Here is a 16,405-nt window from a genome sequence, read left to right on the forward strand (position 1 = left end):
CCGGCATTGCGGGGAGAGAACGATAATGTCACGGGGAGCCGGTTCTGGTCGCAGAACCGGCTCCAACCGCATAGCGGCACTTCGCTAAACCAGCCTAAAATGCTTTGATCAACGTTCCGACCGTTACGTGCGGAAAGCTCTTGCCTTTGAAATTCAGCAAACCGGTTTGCGAATATTGCAGTTGCAGAAACTCGTTCCCCAGAGCGTCTACGACGGTTTCGATGGCAAAGACGGAGTCGAGATCGAGCGTATTGGCATTAGTGGTGATGAACGGGATATTTGCGATGCCGCCGGCCGTGGAGGTTATCAACCGTGTGATCTGCTTGAGCGTCTGCCCCTGCTCAAAGACCTGATGGTTCAAGGTATCCCGCAGCACCTGGTTCGGGTCATCGATCATCGCCTGAACAATGCCTGCCGGGACAGGATTGGTTCGGAATTGGCTCGGAATGGCGAGGTCATATTCCGGATACGGATTCTTGCTGCCGGGTTCCGGCGGCTTGCCGTCTATGGGGAAGGGTATCGTATTGGCCGGCGGAATCTCCGGCACCTTGTTGAACTCCGCATGCTGTACGAAACCAACCGTACAGAAGGCGTTGCCGTGGGGGATCGTGCCCAACCTCGCAATGCTCGCATCGGCCTTTGGCGCAGTGGTTGCCGGGATAGTCAGCCACATGCCGGGTTCGATATGAAGCGCGCCGCCATTGGTGCCGTCCGTGACGCGATGCAGATAGGTGACGCCATAAATGGCGATATCGCCTTGCTCGCTGCCACGATTGAAGACGGGGGAGCCGATCGAAGTGAATTCGATCGTTTCATGCAACAGATTGAGTTGAAGGTAGAAGCCGTTTTCGCTGCGACCGGAATAATCGGGACGAGCAATAAGGCTAAAACCCGTCCCTTCCCAGAAACCGGGGAGATCCGCCAGGGCGCCGAGTCGATCGGCGGTGACCCGCTGAGACGGTGCCACGCGCCGCAATGTGGTCAGGCCCCGCATGTGAAGAGGTGAAGGCTGTATTTCGTTCATCGTCGTCACCAGTCCTTTTTGTGATATTGGTCGGTGTCAGCGGATCGATTAAAGCGCCGAAAGATACTCAAGCTTGGCGAATTCCTCCCGGAGGGTTTCCAAACCGTCGCGGGCGACGTCGTAGGCACTGGATTGGTCCGCCACCGGCTGATCCTCGCCGGGAATCCAGAACTTGCGACGGGTTAGACGCAGGCCGCCGAGAAAAGCCGGCACCGCGTTGAAGACTTCGATCAGGAATGGGCCGTCATAGACCGGCAGGATCGGCGCAAGGAAGCTTTCCCAGGGGATCCAGCAGTCCTTCAACGCGCCTCGATCAGGCGCAGAAATATGTATGTAGTTCAGACGACGCTGCGCCACGGTGTTGCGCAAGTCGTTCTGGAAAGCCGCAGGTCCGCTGCTTCCAAGCACCACATGGGCGCTGTCGATGGTCAAGCCCGCCTGGGAACTGCCGACCCCTTCCAGAAAATCGAGCACGTCCGAGACCATGTTCGGCGCCGGTGTTTCCCAATGGTCCACCGGCTCGATCGCGAGCTTGACCGCCCTCTTCTCCGCATAATTGGCGAGTTCCTCGATAATCGGCCGCGCGAGCCTGTAGCGAGGTTCAAGCCAATCCTGCAGCGCGTCGCTCCATAGCGGCGTACCGGAATCGAGTGTCGGAAAAACGCCATAAGGGAAGACGATCGGCCCCGCCATGACGGTCTTGCCACCCAGAATCGACGTGATGTCGACGCGGGACTTCAGATAGGCCAGGGCGCCTTCCCGCTGTTCGCGGAAAGGCGACGTGGGATCAAAGGTCCGGGTTGTCCCGACATTGGTCGTGAAGCGTACCGTTTCCAGGCCGGCGGCATCCAAGGCCTGCCTGAAGCGGGCATAGCTGTCGATCTCGGCCTGATGGTCGCTGGTCTGCTGGGCGGCGATCGGCAGGTCGAAGCCGTCGTAGCCCATGGCGAGCAGAGCCTTGATGTGCTCAATTAACGTTTGGGTATAGGCCCGATCATTCGGCCGCAGGTCCGCCGTGAACATGAACAGGCTCAGCAGGATCTCTCTTTTTGCGCCCTGATCCATCGCTACCACCCAAGCGTCTCTTGTAGATAGGCGCGCGCCATCTTGGCGTATTTGAGCGGATTGGCCTTTGCCGGATCCTGCTCGGCCTCGATCACCAGCCAACCGGCAAAATCGGCTTCGGCGAGCATCGCAAGAATTTGTGGGAAGGTCTTTATCGAGCCGTCTCCGGGAACGGTGAATATGCCGGCCTCGATGGCCGCCTCGAAGGAGAGCCCTTCGGCATGAACGCGGCTTACGACATCGGCGCGGATATCCTTCAGATGGATGTGCTTGATGCGGGAAGCGTATTTCTTGGTGACAGCCAGGGGATCAACGCCGGCGGCGGCAAGATGGGCGGTATCCAGCAACAGATGGACGATATCCGGATCGGTCCTTTCCATCAGCCGATCGACGGCCGAAGCGATCATCACACCGGTGCCGAGATGCGGATGATAGCAAAGGCGCCGACCTTCCTCCCTGGCAATCCTGCCAATCTGATGCAGTCCATCCACCAACCGATCCCACTGTTCATCGGTCAACGTCGGGCAATTCGGAAACAGCGCGAATGGCAGCGGATTGACGGCATGGCCGAACTCGGCCACGACAAGATCCGCTCTCCTCGGATCCGTGCTGCCGCGCTCCATCTCCTCCAGAAAGGCGAGTTGCTCGCGAACCTTTGCGATTGTCTGCTCTTTCATGGCTTTAATCGTGAAATAGGTGCTGACCCATGGTTCAGAGACGCGCAGACCACGCAGGTCGAGTGCCGCCTTCAGAACCTTGGGGTTCGTCGGATATTTGTGGCCGATGCTGCAGCCGACATAGCCGGCGAGCGCCATTTCACTGATGCATTGCTCGAAGGGAATGCCGATATCGATATTGATGAAATCATCATTCCACCAAAGCGTCGGCGTGATTCCAAGCCAGACTTTATCGGGGGAGAGTCGAGGTGTTTGCGTGCTCATTTTGCCAATCCTTCGTTGCGGTTGACTTGAACTTCCTTGACTTGCGCATTCGCATGCTCGCCCGCGAATGCCGGAATCCGTGGCGGGGACGCCCATGACCCGTAACCCGGGGCCTTCGCCCCCGCGGGATGGGCTCCGATCGCCTTCCACATCAGGCCTTCGGCATAGGCCGCCGGCGATACGACAAAGGTCACGTCCTTTGACCTGACACCGAACGCCTCGAACCAGGCCGTCGGCAGTTCGTACCAAGTGCCGACGTACCAGAGCTTGATGATGTTTCGCGCGACCGGGCCAAGTTTCTCGCTTCCAAAAATCTCCCGGCGCAGACGTGCCTTCCGCTTGGACGAAGGCTGGCCTTCCGTCTCTAGACAGATCTTTTCGTAAGTGAAAAGCAGTTCGTTCAGGATCTCGTCGCCAATCGCGGCGGTGACGGTCGCAAGGTAGGCTTCTACCTGGCCTGTGGCCCACAATTCGAAGGTGGCAAAGGCGCTCACCTCCGTCGAGAAGGCAAGAAAGTGGTGGGAATGATCTTTGGTACTCATGCCTGCGCCTCCTCGATCGCCACGCCGCGCACCAGTTCTTTGTCGCCAATCTCAAACGTCGCCATCGCATATTGGCCGGGGTGGTTGGGCAGGGGATTGCGGATCAGGTCTCCCATCAGATTCCTGAATTCGAACATTCTGGGCACTGCCTGCAGCAGCAACTGCGGCTGGCCGTTGAAAGCCAGCGTCAATTGCTCCAGGAATTCCGCATAGGTTTGATTGAACGAGAGCGCCGCTTCGTAGAGTTCGGGGCTCTTATTACCGTCGATGTCGGAGAGTTTCAGATCGTGTTTGACCGGATAAACCGCCTGCCAATCGACGCTGAAGGTCGGGCCGGTCGGATGGCCGGGCCTGTCCTCGGGCTGGTAGTAGCGCTCTCTGTCCAGCTCGTCGAAGCGGTAGTAATGCGCGAGTTCTCTCTCATGGTCATAGATGCCGCCACCGGCACCTTCACCCTGTTCCATCACCAGGCGAATCGCCGATCTTGCGCTTTCGATATCAATGACGGGAAAGAGCTCGCCGCCGCCGGAGTAGTAATATTCCGATGTGACCTGGCGCTTCCGATCCCCGATGAAAATCGTCTTACCGGCGGCATTCGCTTCCTTCTCAAGACGCTCGAATCCGTCTTCGATGGCAGCGTAGAAATCCCCAATGCTGTAATATTGCATGTCGCTGGCGCCCGGATAGCTTGCAAGCACCGACACGCTTCCACGGTACAGGCGTTTCACGAGCTTCTGTGATCCCGGGGCGAGACGCGGACGCTCGATCTTCTTGAAGATCGCAAGCGTCTCCTTGCTGAATGACGCCAGACTCACTTTGAAATCTGTTTCACCGTCGGGAAGATGAGCGGGGTAGGAAGGCACGAATCCTGGCCTGGTCAGATCAGGGGTTCCGCCGATGGCGTTCAGAAGGTTTGCCGCAACCGTCAAGTGCAGCATTTCCTCAACCGCGACCACCCGAATGACTTGGACAGCATCCACGTTGGTGCCGGGCTTGATCGAATAAAGCGCCGTCAGATAGGGCGGAATGGTTGCATGTTCCAGTTGCATTGCTGCGTACAGATGCTCCTTGAGAGCATGAAGCGTTGTAATAGTGTCAGACATGCTGGCTTCTCCGATTGTTGTGCGCGCGGAAGCGGTCCGAGGCTTATCGTTGCAACTGTTTCAGCATTGCTCGAGCGCTGCGGTAGCACAGTGCGGCGAGGGTCAAGGTGACGTTGGCGGTACCGATGGTGGGCATGCTCCCGCCCCCGACTAGGTAGAGGTTGTCGTGCTCCCATGAGCGCTGGTCGATGTTTACCGCCGACCTCTGCTTGTCCGATCCCATGATGTGGGTGCCGGCCAGGTGGTTGCCGCCACGGATGGCATAGCCTTGGCCCTCGTAGTTCACGTAGCCGTAATCGCTGGGGTCGTAGCGGGTGTGGTCGGCTGCACCGAGCCGGGCAAACATGGTCTTTGCGAACTCCCGCGCATAGGCGGCACCACGCATCGTGTATTCAGGAACCGTGAACGAGACGACCGGCCGCATATTGCCGAGCAGATCGGTATATTTCGGATCGACCGTGACGCGATTGCTCTCGACCGGCATCACTTCGATCATGAAGGCGAGCAGCAATTGGCTCGAAATGCGGTCTATCAGGCCCTGCCTTAGATCGCCGCCGAAGCGGTTATGCTGGTCTACGAGCTCAGTGACGTCGGAATAGGGCGAGCCGACAGCCCAGCCCCAGCCATCATTGTGGATATCGACGCTGAAGGCCGCCTGATGCCGCCTGAAAGCCCCGCCGCGCAAATCCACGATGCCGCCGGTGCAACTCGTGCCACGCATGGTGCCGCAAACCTCCGGCATCAGCGCCCAGCTCAGCAAATAGGCGTGATCCATCAGGTTGCGGCCGATCAGCCCGCTCGAACTCTGCAGGCCCGATGCCAACATCAGCCGCGGCGTTTCGATGGCGCCTGCGGCCAGCACGAAGATCTTGCCCCTGACGGCGATCGTTTCATATTCAGCCGAGGCCTCATTCTTGTAGACCTTGACCTCGAGTGCAGTCACCCGGCCCGAGTCACTGTCGATCAGAACGCGCGAGGCGACAGCCTGTGCGAGGAGATCGACGCGGCCGGTCTGGAATGCTTTCGCCAGCGTTTTCCCGGAATGATAGCGCGCCTGCACGGGACAGATCGGAACGCAGTTCGTGTTGCCCTGACAGCGTCCCCCCTCCTCGACCTCGTGCGTATTGACCGCACCGACCGGCACATATCCCTTGCCACCGTCATAGGCTGGATTGGGGATGCCGTTGCGTCCCTGGGGATAGGGCCGCACCTTGACGGGATAGGTCTCGCCGCGGAGCTCGACCGTGGTTCCGTCGATGCCCTCTGCCACCTTCTGGTCCAGGTAGGAAAGCGGCAGACCCCGCATGGGATAGACGTAACCGGGGGGAAAGGTGATATCGAGATAGCTCTGGTCCTCGACATCGGCCGACACGCCGATCTCGCGCTCGGCAGTCTGATAGTCCGCTTCGATATCGCGATAGTCCAGGGGCCAATCGAGCCCCTGACCGTACAGTGCGTTCGACTTGAAGTCCTCCTGCAACAGTCGCGGCGTTTTGGCTTCCCAGTGCATGGTCGTGCCGCCAAAAATCCGCGTATAGGTCGTGTCGGTCACGTAGGGGCCGGATTGCACCATATAGGTCGAGGCGTCGGTTTCGCCCGGCTGGAGCTTGCGCAGCTCCCCGCTACGCGGCATCGGAACATTGGGATTGACCGGATAGGGCGACTGGTTGTCCTTGCTTGCTGCACTATAAAAGTTGGTTACTAGGGCATCATATCCGGCTAAGGTCCGGTTCGTTCCGGACGCAGCTTCCAGGACGAGGACACGCTTGCCCTCCTTGCTGAGCTCATTGGCGATGATGGCGCCCGAGATGCCGGTGCCGACGACCACCGCATCATAATTTCCGTCCGCAGCGACGGCTCCGGCGTCGGTCCTTCGCGCAGAGTCAATAGCAAACAGCATGGCGCACCTCCATTCTATGCGGTGAAAAACGGGTGCTGCTCTCTCGCCCTTCTTTCCGGTTGGCGCGCAGCCGACATGATAGATGCATTCCGCTTGCTCCCTTTTGCGTGGCGCGATCAAAGGACCGCTCCGGATAGATGAATTCGTCGGCCGGCTTTTGCCGGCACGCGCAAATGCGATCAGTGTGCGAAGGTCGCGATCAACCGATCCGCCGTCCGCAACGCCAAAGCCGATAGGGTCAACGTGGGATTGGATGTGCCAAGCGTTGGAAAGCTGCCGGAACCGACGACAAAAAGGTTCCGATGCTCCCAGGCCCGCTGGTCCATATCGAGGACAGAGCCGCCGGGATCCGCGCCCATGGCATGCGTGCCGGCAAAATGCCCCATGCCGTGGTAGCTAAAAGTGCGCCCCTCATATTGGACAGTGGGGAACCAGCTTCCCTTATCCGGATCGGTACAATCCTTTATTCCGGCTCGATGAAACACGGCTTCGGCGACGCCGGAGGCGGCCGCCATTCCGGCCAGCGTGTAGTCATCGATCCTGTAATCGATCACGGGGCGCGGATTGCCGAGGGGGTCGCGATAGCGCGGATCGATACTGACGCTGTTGGCAGCATCGGGAAGCTGTTCGACCGCAAGGGAGAAGCGGATTTGGCGCGGCAGCGTCGCTTCCAGTTCCCCACGCAGCGCCGAGCCGTAGAGCCCGCCGTTCATCACCGCCTGCAAAACCGCTGTATCGGGAGCTCCGGTGCTCGCCCGCCAGCCGTCATTGCCGATGTCGAAGCGGAATGCCGCGTGTTTTGAGCGAAACGCGCCGCCCCTCAAATCCTCAATGCCGGCCGTCGACTGCGGGCCTCTATAGGCACCGATCGAAGAGGGCGCGAGCCCCCAGGCATAGAGCGTCGGATGATCCATGAGGGTCTTGCCGACCTGACCGCGCGGACCGTCGATACCCGAAGCCAACATGAGCTTGGCATTTTCCACGGCATGGGCCGCCAAAACGTAGACCCGGGCCTTTGCGACGAAGGTCTTTGCCTCCGTCGAGGTCTGATCCTCGTAGCGCTGATATTCGATCCCCTTCACTTCGCCGCTTGCCGGATCGATACGGATCTTCGAGGCCACTGCCTGTGTCATGAGAGTCAGCCGGTTCGAAGCCGCCTGAGCGAGGGTTTTGCTGGCGTTATATTTCGCCTGCACCGGACAGATCGGCGTACAGGATGTATTGCCTTCGCAGCGCTCTCCGAGATAGCCGGTGCCCACCGGCCGGTAGGACTTTCGCGGCAGCGAATTGCGAGCCGCCGGATAGCCTCGGACCTTGAGCCGGAACGACTCGTCCTGAAGCTGAACCTCCATACCGTCAACCGCCGCCCCGAGTACCCGATCCGAAAAACTGGGCGGGACGCGCTGCATTGGATAGTCGTAGCCGTCGGAGAAGCGAAGCCCGAGATAGTGCTGTTCGGAGACGTCGGCGGAAACGCCGATTTCGTGTTCGGCCTGCTCGTAATAGGGTGCGATGGTGTCGTAATCGATGGGCCAGTCCCGCCCGACCCCGTGAAGCGATCGCATGCGGAAGTCTTCCGGCAGCATGCGCAGCGACACGCCAAGCCAGTGGAGGGTCGATCCACCCCATAGCCGCGTGTAGCTGCTGCCATAGAGATTCGGCCCACGTTGGACGAAATAGCCGTTGTTCGAACGCAAATCGGCCGTGTCCGGTTGCGGGGCGGCGACCGCCGGCGGCCACGGCGATTCCGGGCCTTTGCTGTTTGCGGCGTAAAAGTGCTCCAGATGCTGCGTGTACTCGTTGTAGCTGCGCGTCGTGCCGGGTCCTGCCTCAAGCAGCAGAACCCGCATATCGGCCTTGGTCAGACGCTTGGCGATCAGGGCGCCGGCAACACCGGCGCCAACGATCACCACGTCAAAGGACATCTCGGTCGTCATGTCATCCCCCCGCGGGCGCCAAGGCCCATGCGCCGAAACCTTGCTGCTTGGCTCCCGGCGGATGGGCACCCGCCGCAAGCCATTGCAGGCCGGCCTGATAGGCCGCACCGGAGACCAGATGGGTTTTGTCGAGCGGCGATGCTCCAAAGGCGGTACGCCATCCCGCAGGCAATTGTTGCCAGGTGCCGCAGTACCAAAGCATGATCACGTTGCGCGCGATCGGCCCAAGTTGCGGATCCCTAAGAATTGCCGCTGATCGCTCACCATCCCGGTTCGCCGGCAGTTCTCGAAGGCTTTCGAGCAGATCGTTCACGATATCGACGGGAACGATCTGATCCAGCAGGCCGAGATAGGTTTCCGCCAGGCCGGTGGCGTGAAGCTGCATCGCGTTGAAACCGGTCAGCACGCTTGAGAGAGCAATGAAGCTTGCAAAGCGCTCGCTCATTTCTTGCCTCCGGACGTCCGCGCGGACTTGCTGGCGGCCTTACCGGACAATTTGCTTCCGCCGGTTTTGGCGCGCACCGCAGACAGAAATGATGCGTAGCTCCATGTCAGATTGTGCACGCTCTTTTCGTAGCCGGACGTGCCGTCGAACTGCTCGCTCAACTCATAACGATCGCTGTGATAGACAACCGCGCGCAGCATAGCGTCACCCGCGTTTCGCAGCGCGGCGGACGCATCGGCAATGGAGGTCGTGCTCGTCACCCCAACCTGTGCGAAGAAATCCTCGGACAGACTGTCCAAGGGAACCTTGCCTGCGTGATCGACGTCGTTTGCGAGACGATAGTAAAGCTCCGCAAAGTTGCATGTGCACAGGGCCCAGGGATGCCCGCCGGCGACGGGATGGGCGACATCGCCGTCATAGGTGTCGCCCGGATAGCGACCGAGGAGAGGACCAATCCCGCGTGCCTGATCCGTACCATTGATCGGGTAGAACGAATTGGAATTGGGGTCCGCCCACTGGCTGCGCAGGCGGGCTGCCGTCGCAAGCAACCTCGTGTCGGTTGTCGGCACCGCTCCATAGACACAGGCTGAAATGATGTCGATGTTTGGATCGTAGCCAAGGTCGCCGGAAACAATGGAAACGCCGGGACCGGCGCCCGGCGCCAGCATCGTCACATAGTACGAGCCGTTCCAATGATCCTGGAGGGCGTTTTCAAGCCAGGCAATTGCCGTTGGGACATTGGCGGCAACGCCGATGCCGTAGCTATTGGCGGCAACCTCCCGGAAACAGCGGAGCTGAACCGAGCGCGCAAAGAAGGACAGACCTTCGTGCTCCTCCCACAGATTGGTGGTTGGCTGCTGGTAGGCGCCGAGGAGATAAGAGATATTTGTTTCGATGACCTGTCTTGCGATGGCCTGTGTCGCTGCGTCCAACTGAGGATAGGCCTGCAGGAGGGCGAGGCTCTGAATGGCGGGGCCGTCATTCTGTTCGGTCCAGGGACGCGGCTGACCGGCCACGGTAAAGCATGCATGCCCCAGCGTCGGATGGGCATTGCTCTGACAGAGCCTGGCGAAGCTGACATAATCCGTGAGACTCGGCACGCCTCCGCCTGGGGTTGCAGGCAAGTCGGCAGCCGCGATCTCGATGGCGGTGATCGCAGCGTCGCGCACCCAATTATAGACATAGTCTTGATCGACGCCGGGTGTGTTGGAAGGAAAGGAAGGCGCGGCGATAATGCATCCCGGCACCGAATATTGCCCGGGATTGGCGGGATCCTCGATGACATAGCCGTCGCTCGTGACATTGCGCAGCATCAGCAGAATGAAATATTTGGCGAGAGCTGCCAGATCGGTTTGTTGATAGGCCGCTTTCGGGTGCTGCCTTCCCAAAGCAAGCGGCACTCCCGCCCGAGCACGGGCCGTATGATGGATGGTGCTGGTGATGTTCATCTATTCCTCCCTCGAATGCATGAATGAGGCGCAGCCGCGCCCAAGTGGATCAGGCGTCGGCTGGTCCCTTGACGCGGATCCAGGACATCTCGTTTACGGTGGTTATTCCGCCGCTCTCAGAAGGGGGCGTGCGCAAGATCAGTTCGTCGCCCTTAAGCTCGTAGGGGCGAACCTGTTCGGTTTCCGACCAATTGGGAAAGGAGCTGCCTTCGATCCGGTGCGTGACCTTGCCTTCGGCAACCCTGTAGCTGCCGAAATAAGCGAGGCACGTTGAGTATGCGGCCGCCCGCTCCTCTGCACTCCCCCCGAGAGGATCGCTGGTTTCGAAAGCCGGACGGTTTGCGGCCGTCATTTGCACCATCATCGTGCCGCTCGACGTGTAGACAAGCAAACCCGATGCTTCCTCACCAAGCGGATAGGAAACATCCCCCTTGCTGGTCGTCCTGCGCCATCCTGATAGTTTCCAAGATCCTTTAAGGCTGTTCATGGGCCCCTCTCCGCTTGCCGGAAACGTAATCGCTGCGCCCCGCACGGTCGTCTACGACCGTGACGCAAGGCTTTGAGTTTGGTTCGACTTTCGGAATTCAAGCATTGGCGCTTCGGCACGAGATCGCTAAGACCTCGGCGCAAACGTCTCATCATTAGGCCTGAAGACTGATCGATGAGGCAGGACAAGTGCCCCTCCATCAGTCACACGTCATAATTTCGCGAAACAGGCCGCACATGCTGCGTGCCCGTTGCCGGTCTCTCCTGGCTGCGGCCAAGCCGTAGCTTCACCGCCTCATCGACCCAGTGATGTTGAGGATCGATTCTGAAAGCTGACGATTTTTATTGGTGCCGACGGAAGTCGGCGCTTCCGTCGGTATCGGAGGTTTAAGCGGCGAGTTCGATCCCGCCTGCATAGCTCTTTGGAATTTCTTTCCCAGATGCCGAAAGATCGGCCAGGCAATGCCATTCTGCACGGCATTGCCTCCAACGAAAGACCATCGTTGGCCTCCGGTAAGCCCGCACCCGTTTGCCTGTTATTTCCTTCCCTTAATGTCGGATTTAACAGCTACCTTACGCAACGGTAAATAAGCAATTTTGCCTACCTTTAAGTGCATTTTCGATTGGACAAGGGGACCTGTGGCGAAGCTGCCAGCGCGGACCAGGAGCATGAAAGCGAAGCGAAGCCGTGCAATTCATGGGATGTGGTATGTCCATCAGATCATGCGGACCGCCCTGCTCTCGCCAATGACCTTCCTTTCTGTATTCAAGTTTATTATAAAAATATCATATACACACAGCATTCGGCGGGATGCGGTCATGAAAATAATACTTCCTTGAGCTAATATGCCCTACATTGTCTGAAATCCTGGGGAGGGGCGAGTGAACAGCGAAGCAGTGGCAACCGCAAATCTAATGTTCGACTTTTTGTCGGAAACAACAGCCGCAAAAAGCAAGGAAGACATACTCGGATCCCTGGACAGATCCGCACGCCACTTCGGTTTCAACTGTTTTGCAATTTCCGGCATACCCTTGCCCACAGAACGCATCGATTCCTACTTCATGTTGAATGCCTGGCCGACGGAATGGTTTGAACACTATTTGTCGAACAATTACGTTCACGCCGATCCCATTATCCAGCTCTGTAAGATGCAGGACGGCGCTTTCGTTTGGTCCGAGGCGCTGCGAGATCAAGAGCTTGGCCGTCACGGGCGACGCGTCATGAACGAAGCCAGAGAATTCAAAATGAAAGACGGCTACAGCGTGCCGTTGCACACAGCGAGTGGCTTCCAGGCGGTTGTTACATTTGGTGCCGAAAAGGTGGACCTCTCCAACGCCGCCAGAGGGGCGTTGCATATTCTGTCGATCTACGCCCACAACGCCCTGCGTGGCCTCATGGCAAAGGAGGCGAGATCGCGAGACCGAAGCCTCTTGCGCATCACGGCGCGGGAACGCGAGATCATTCAATGGTGCGCGGCGGGCAAGACAGCCATCGAGATCGCCGAAATTCTGGGACGTTCGCACCGCACCATTCAGAATGAGATCCTGAATGTTCAGCGCAAACTGAATGTCGTGAATTCGGCGCAGATGATAGCGGAAAGTTTTCGTTTCGGAATACTTCGCTAAAGGGTCTTAGAAGTCGGCTAACGACTGAAAGCTGGGTATTTTTACTCATTTAAATCACAGGGACTATCATGCATTCTTGCCGTAAAATCAGGGGCAAGGATGATAAAAGTCTACGTCGGTTGCTCGGCAACGAACGAGCAAACAATGGAGAAAATTTGGCGCTTTCGGCACGAGCAATTTGTGGAAAGGCTCGGTTGGGAAGCCATTCGCAGAAGCGACGGATTGGAAATTGACCAGTTCGATCGCGATCGCGCCGTGCATCTCGCCCTCTTTCACGAAGATGCCGTTGTCGGATATACGCGATTGCTCCCGACGACAGAACCGCATTTGTTGTCGGACGTATACCCTCAGATAATGAACGGCGGAACATGGCCACGCTCGCCAGACATTTTCGAGTGGACCCGATGTGTCGCGGAAGGTGACATACTGATCAATCAGGTGCCGGCCTCCCATGTCTTGATGACCGGCGTCATGGAGTTTTGCCTTGTCGCTGGCATTACTTCGGTGATTGTCGAAACGCATCCAAAGTTGGTGGATCTGCTGATTTCGACGGGTTGGCAGGTAACCAAACTCGGATTGCCATCACTGCTGGAGGGCGGCTTGATTGTGCCGATCCAAGCAAAGCCTTCGATGGCCGGTTTGATGAAGCATCATCAACTCTACTCCATCCAGGGAACAACCCTCTTGCTGGAACCAGAGCTTCGTAACCCGCTGAAGCCCGAGACTACTTTGAGCCACCTCCCCTATTTGGCTCATGCAAGAGCTCGTTCAAACCACAATGAAAGCGCCTATTTGGCTAAGTGAAAGCAATGGCCAGATTTGCAAGCGCGAGCCGGCTTGAAGCAGGCGACATTATGCGATCGGAAGGCGCTGCAAGCGTCGATTGTCGAACGCGGCCGATGGATTTCAAACGAGATGCGCCAGGTCGCTCCGTTCCGGAAACGAGCTGAAATGAGGGGGTTATGTCACTGCTGCGAGCATTGGTCGAGCAGATTAGATCCGTCCAAGAACGCGATCGCCATCGAGACGGCGACGACGTTTACAATGAGCCATGGGTGCAACGCATGATCGATCAGTTCGATCGAGAATTGAGGGCTGCAGAATGCCGGACAAACCGGAAAGACGCTTCAGGACCAGTTGGTGTGAGATGACAAGCGATAAACAGAACGAAAATGCAATTTTTGCGGAATCCGAAATCTATATTAAGGAGCTGGTGCACGACCAGGCCAATAATTTGAGAGCGATCATCACGCAGGTATTTGAAAACCAGACGTCCACCGAGGACGTCACATTGATACGATATCTGCTTCAAATGCTCAGCGTAGCAACTGAAACTGAGGTCGAAAGAAAGGTCCACTAGCTTGCAAGAAAAAGCGCCGTGAAGCGCGGCGGCGCCGATCGCCCCAGGATCTCGGGCATGAAGCCTGCCGATCGACAAATCGGCAGGCGATATGACGCTACCATTGACCTCCGCACGCCTTCTGCCTGGGCAGTTCTCGTATCTGCTGCCCAAATGATAGCTGGGCGATCAGTCAGCTCGCCAAGGCGAAGTTCGTTTCCCTTATGTGCTCAACGGAGCCGCGCGCTTTGCTCAGTTTGAACCGTGCGACGAAATTGGCCAAAGAATTTGTTTCGTCGGCAAGGCTTCTTGCGGCAGCCGTCGTCTCTTCAACCATCGCCGCGTTTTGCTGCGTAACCTTATCCATCAAGTCCGCAGCCGCCGAAACCTCTCGCAAACTTACCGCTTGCTCCGCAGCGCTGGCTGCAATTGCGTTTACGGTCTCGGTGAGATCGCTGACCTTGGTGACGATGTGCGACAGAGATGTTCCCGTCTCCTCGACGAGATCGACACCTGCTCCGACCTGTGACGACGACAGCGAAATCAGCGCGGCAATTTCCTTGGCAGCCTGGGCCGATCTTTGCGCAAGTTCCCGAACTTCCTGAGCCACAACTGCAAAGCCCTTGCCGGCCTCCCCGGCCCGCGCAGCTTCGACGCCGGCATTCAGAGCAAGCAGATTTGTCTGGAAGGCAATCTCGTCGATCACCCGCAGGATATTGCCGACCTTGTTGGAGGAGGTTTGAATCTCCATCATCGCCGAGATTGCGCGGGAAACGACGTCACTACCGGTTTTGGCATCTGCCCGCGCGTGCGAAACGACGCCTTGCGCTTTGCGGGAGCCGTCTGCGGTCTCATTCACGCCACGGGTAACCTCACCAAGCGCCGCGACCGTTTCTTCAAGAGAGGCTGCCTGCTGCTCGGTGCGCCGCGCGAGATCGTTGGATGCATTGGAAATCTCGTTGAGCCCGCCCCTGATCGTGTAGACTGACTGGACGACATTGAGGATCGTTTCCTCAAGAGCCGCGATGGCGGTGTTGAAATTTTGCCGGATCATCTCGAATTCCGGGGCGACCGGTTCGTTCATACGCACCGTGAGATCGCCGGAAGCAAGGCGTTCAAATCGCGTTTGCACGGTCTCAACAAACTGGCGAAGGTCCTCGGCCTTGGCAACTTCGTGATCCCGCTGCGTCTTTCGATCCAATTCGATCTGGCCTTGCAGGATTTCCTGGTCGGCCTTCATCTTGTCGCCGTTGGCGAGTTCCTGGCGAAACATCTCCAGAGCCGAGATGAGGCTTCCGAGCTCATCGCTCCTCTTGCCGACCGCGATCGCGTCACGATAGTTCCCATCGGCCATGCGTTGGACATGGGCCAGCACATTCGTCAGCGGCTTGCCGATCAGGCTTCGGCTCGCGATCAGGATGACGCCGAGCGTCACGACCAGAATAGCGAAGCCGCCAAGGATGGCGCTATACATCTGCTGGCGAACAGGTGTCGCGAAGGCCGAAGCGGGAACGTCAAGAATCGCGGCCCAGGTCGTATTCATTCCGGGAGCGCTAAACGGATAGACAAGGCGAACTACGCCGTCAGGCATCCCGGGGACGACGCGCATTTTGCCATCCGCCAGCGCTTGTTTGACCAGATCGGCGCCGACGTCGCCATAGTCCTTCATGAGATTATCCTGGCTCGGATGCGCAAGCCATTTTCCATCATTGGCCACAAGCATCACACGCCCGTCTCCGAACGGATGCATGGTGTTGAGCGCCGCTGTCAGATCATCGAGTTTTATGTCAACACCCGCCAACCCGACGACGTGCCCATCCAACGTCATCGGGACGGAAACCGACGTGACCAGCTTCTTCATGTTGGTGAGATAGGGAGAGGTGATGACCGGCTTTCCGGTTTCCAGCGGAACGCGATAATATTCCTGCTTGGGATCGATTTTCCAAGTCGAGAACTCCATCTGGCCGCTGTCGCCCTTGGTCCAATAAGGCGTGAAAATACCTTCCTTGTTCAATCCCTCATCGCCGGAGGTTGGCTTTGGGGACTTCCCGTCGATAAGTTCGCACATCCAGGCGCCGAATACATTGGAGTATTGCGGCGGCACCGTCTTTAGCATGGCAACAATATCCGCCCGCTTTCTTGATCCGCCATCGACAAAACCTACCAGCGATGACGCTAGCGCCTTGCCTGCCGAAGTCGCCTCGGTGATTTGAACAGCAACACTCTGGCTGACAGAAGCTGCCTGCTCCGTCGCCCTGAGCATGACTTCCTGTTCGGTCCTGACCTTGGCGGAAATTGTGTTGATTGCTGTATACCCAAGCAAAATCGTCGCAACTGCAATACCGGTTGCAACTACGAGCTTCCCCGAAAGCGTCTTCATTGGTATCCGCATGCTCCATTTCTGCATCTTTCGAATTTTTTTCAAAAGAAAATAAATTTCTCGTGAAGAATCGCAGAGTGACTTTTCAAAAAGTGCGGAGCTATGCGCATAGGCTCTCATTCTGATAGCGGATCGGGCGAACGCATCAGTCGAGAAGGATTTCGTCAAA

General features: G+C 57.9%; 13 protein-coding genes. 2 read left to right on the top strand and 11 right to left on the bottom strand.

What is annotated here, in order from left to right; translation table 11 throughout:
• Positions 1-94: 94 nt before the first annotated feature.
• The 10 genes from PH547_RS15985 to PH547_RS16030 all read right to left on the bottom strand — a co-directional run bounded on the left by PH547_RS15985 (position 95) and on the right by PH547_RS16030 (position 10,892).
• The gene (locus PH547_RS15985; protein WP_285168811.1) at positions 95-1,024 is read right to left on the bottom strand and encodes a heme-binding protein; all 930 of its coding nucleotides are present in this window, start codon (positions 1,022-1,024) and stop codon (positions 95-97) included.
• Between the two features lie 48 nt (positions 1,025-1,072).
• The gene (locus PH547_RS15990; RefSeq protein WP_285168911.1) at positions 1,073-2,089 is read right to left on the bottom strand and encodes a sugar phosphate isomerase/epimerase family protein; all 1,017 of its coding nucleotides are present in this window, start codon (positions 2,087-2,089) and stop codon (positions 1,073-1,075) included.
• 2 nt (positions 2,090-2,091) lie between these two features.
• Complete coding sequence (iolE, locus tag PH547_RS15995; RefSeq protein WP_283053283.1) at positions 2,092-3,030, bottom strand: myo-inosose-2 dehydratase; 939 nt, start codon at positions 3,028-3,030, stop codon at positions 2,092-2,094.
• Positions 3,027-3,572: a hypothetical protein gene (locus tag PH547_RS16000; protein ID WP_285168812.1), complete on the bottom strand. Its 546-nt coding sequence runs from the start codon at positions 3,570-3,572 to the stop codon at positions 3,027-3,029. Before PH547_RS16000 ends, iolE begins: the two co-directional genes overlap by 4 nt.
• A complete protein-coding gene (locus tag PH547_RS16005) occupies positions 3,569-4,675 on the bottom strand; it encodes a ferritin-like domain-containing protein (RefSeq protein WP_285168813.1) in 1,107 nt (368 codons plus the stop codon). Before PH547_RS16005 ends, PH547_RS16000 begins: the two co-directional genes overlap by 4 nt.
• A gap of 43 nt (positions 4,676-4,718) precedes the next feature.
• A complete protein-coding gene (locus PH547_RS16010; protein WP_260304718.1) occupies positions 4,719-6,575 on the bottom strand; it encodes a GMC oxidoreductase in 1,857 nt (618 codons plus the stop codon).
• A 179-nt stretch (positions 6,576-6,754) separates the two neighbouring features.
• Positions 6,755-8,512, bottom strand: a complete 1,758-nt coding sequence (locus PH547_RS16015) for a GMC family oxidoreductase (protein ID WP_285168815.1) — start codon at positions 8,510-8,512, stop codon at positions 6,755-6,757.
• A 1-nt stretch (position 8,513) separates the two neighbouring features.
• On the bottom strand, positions 8,514-8,957 hold the full coding sequence (locus PH547_RS16020; protein WP_104826168.1) for a hypothetical protein: 444 nt from the start codon (positions 8,955-8,957) through the stop codon (positions 8,514-8,516).
• On the bottom strand, positions 8,954-10,405 hold the full coding sequence (locus PH547_RS16025) for a glycoside hydrolase family 15 protein (protein ID WP_283053276.1): 1,452 nt from the start codon (positions 10,403-10,405) through the stop codon (positions 8,954-8,956). The genes PH547_RS16020 and PH547_RS16025 overlap by 4 nt, the downstream gene beginning before the upstream one ends.
• Before the next feature lie 49 nt (positions 10,406-10,454).
• The gene (locus PH547_RS16030) at positions 10,455-10,892 is read right to left on the bottom strand and encodes a lipocalin-like domain-containing protein (protein WP_260304715.1); all 438 of its coding nucleotides are present in this window, start codon (positions 10,890-10,892) and stop codon (positions 10,455-10,457) included.
• 881 nt (positions 10,893-11,773) lie between these two features.
• On the opposite strand from PH547_RS16030, the gene PH547_RS16035 reads away from it, so the two are divergent.
• Both PH547_RS16035 and PH547_RS16040 read left to right on the top strand, forming a co-directional pair.
• Positions 11,774-12,517, top strand: a complete 744-nt coding sequence (locus PH547_RS16035) for a helix-turn-helix transcriptional regulator (RefSeq protein ID WP_260304714.1) — start codon at positions 11,774-11,776, stop codon at positions 12,515-12,517.
• Between the two features lie 144 nt (positions 12,518-12,661).
• Complete coding sequence (locus PH547_RS16040) at positions 12,662-13,321, top strand: acyl-homoserine-lactone synthase (protein WP_283053274.1); 660 nt, start codon at positions 12,662-12,664, stop codon at positions 13,319-13,321.
• 728 nt (positions 13,322-14,049) lie between these two features.
• Here the strand turns inward: PH547_RS16040 and PH547_RS16045 are convergent.
• Positions 14,050-16,236 carry a methyl-accepting chemotaxis protein gene (locus tag PH547_RS16045; RefSeq protein ID WP_285168817.1) on the bottom strand — a complete coding sequence of 729 codons (2,187 nt, stop codon included), beginning with the start codon at positions 16,234-16,236 and terminating at the stop codon, positions 14,050-14,052.
• Between the last annotated feature and the right edge of the window lie 169 nt (positions 16,237-16,405).

It is taken from the genome of Rhizobium cerradonense (genome assembly GCF_030182455.1).
GTDB lineage: Bacteria > Pseudomonadota > Alphaproteobacteria > Rhizobiales > Rhizobiaceae > Rhizobium.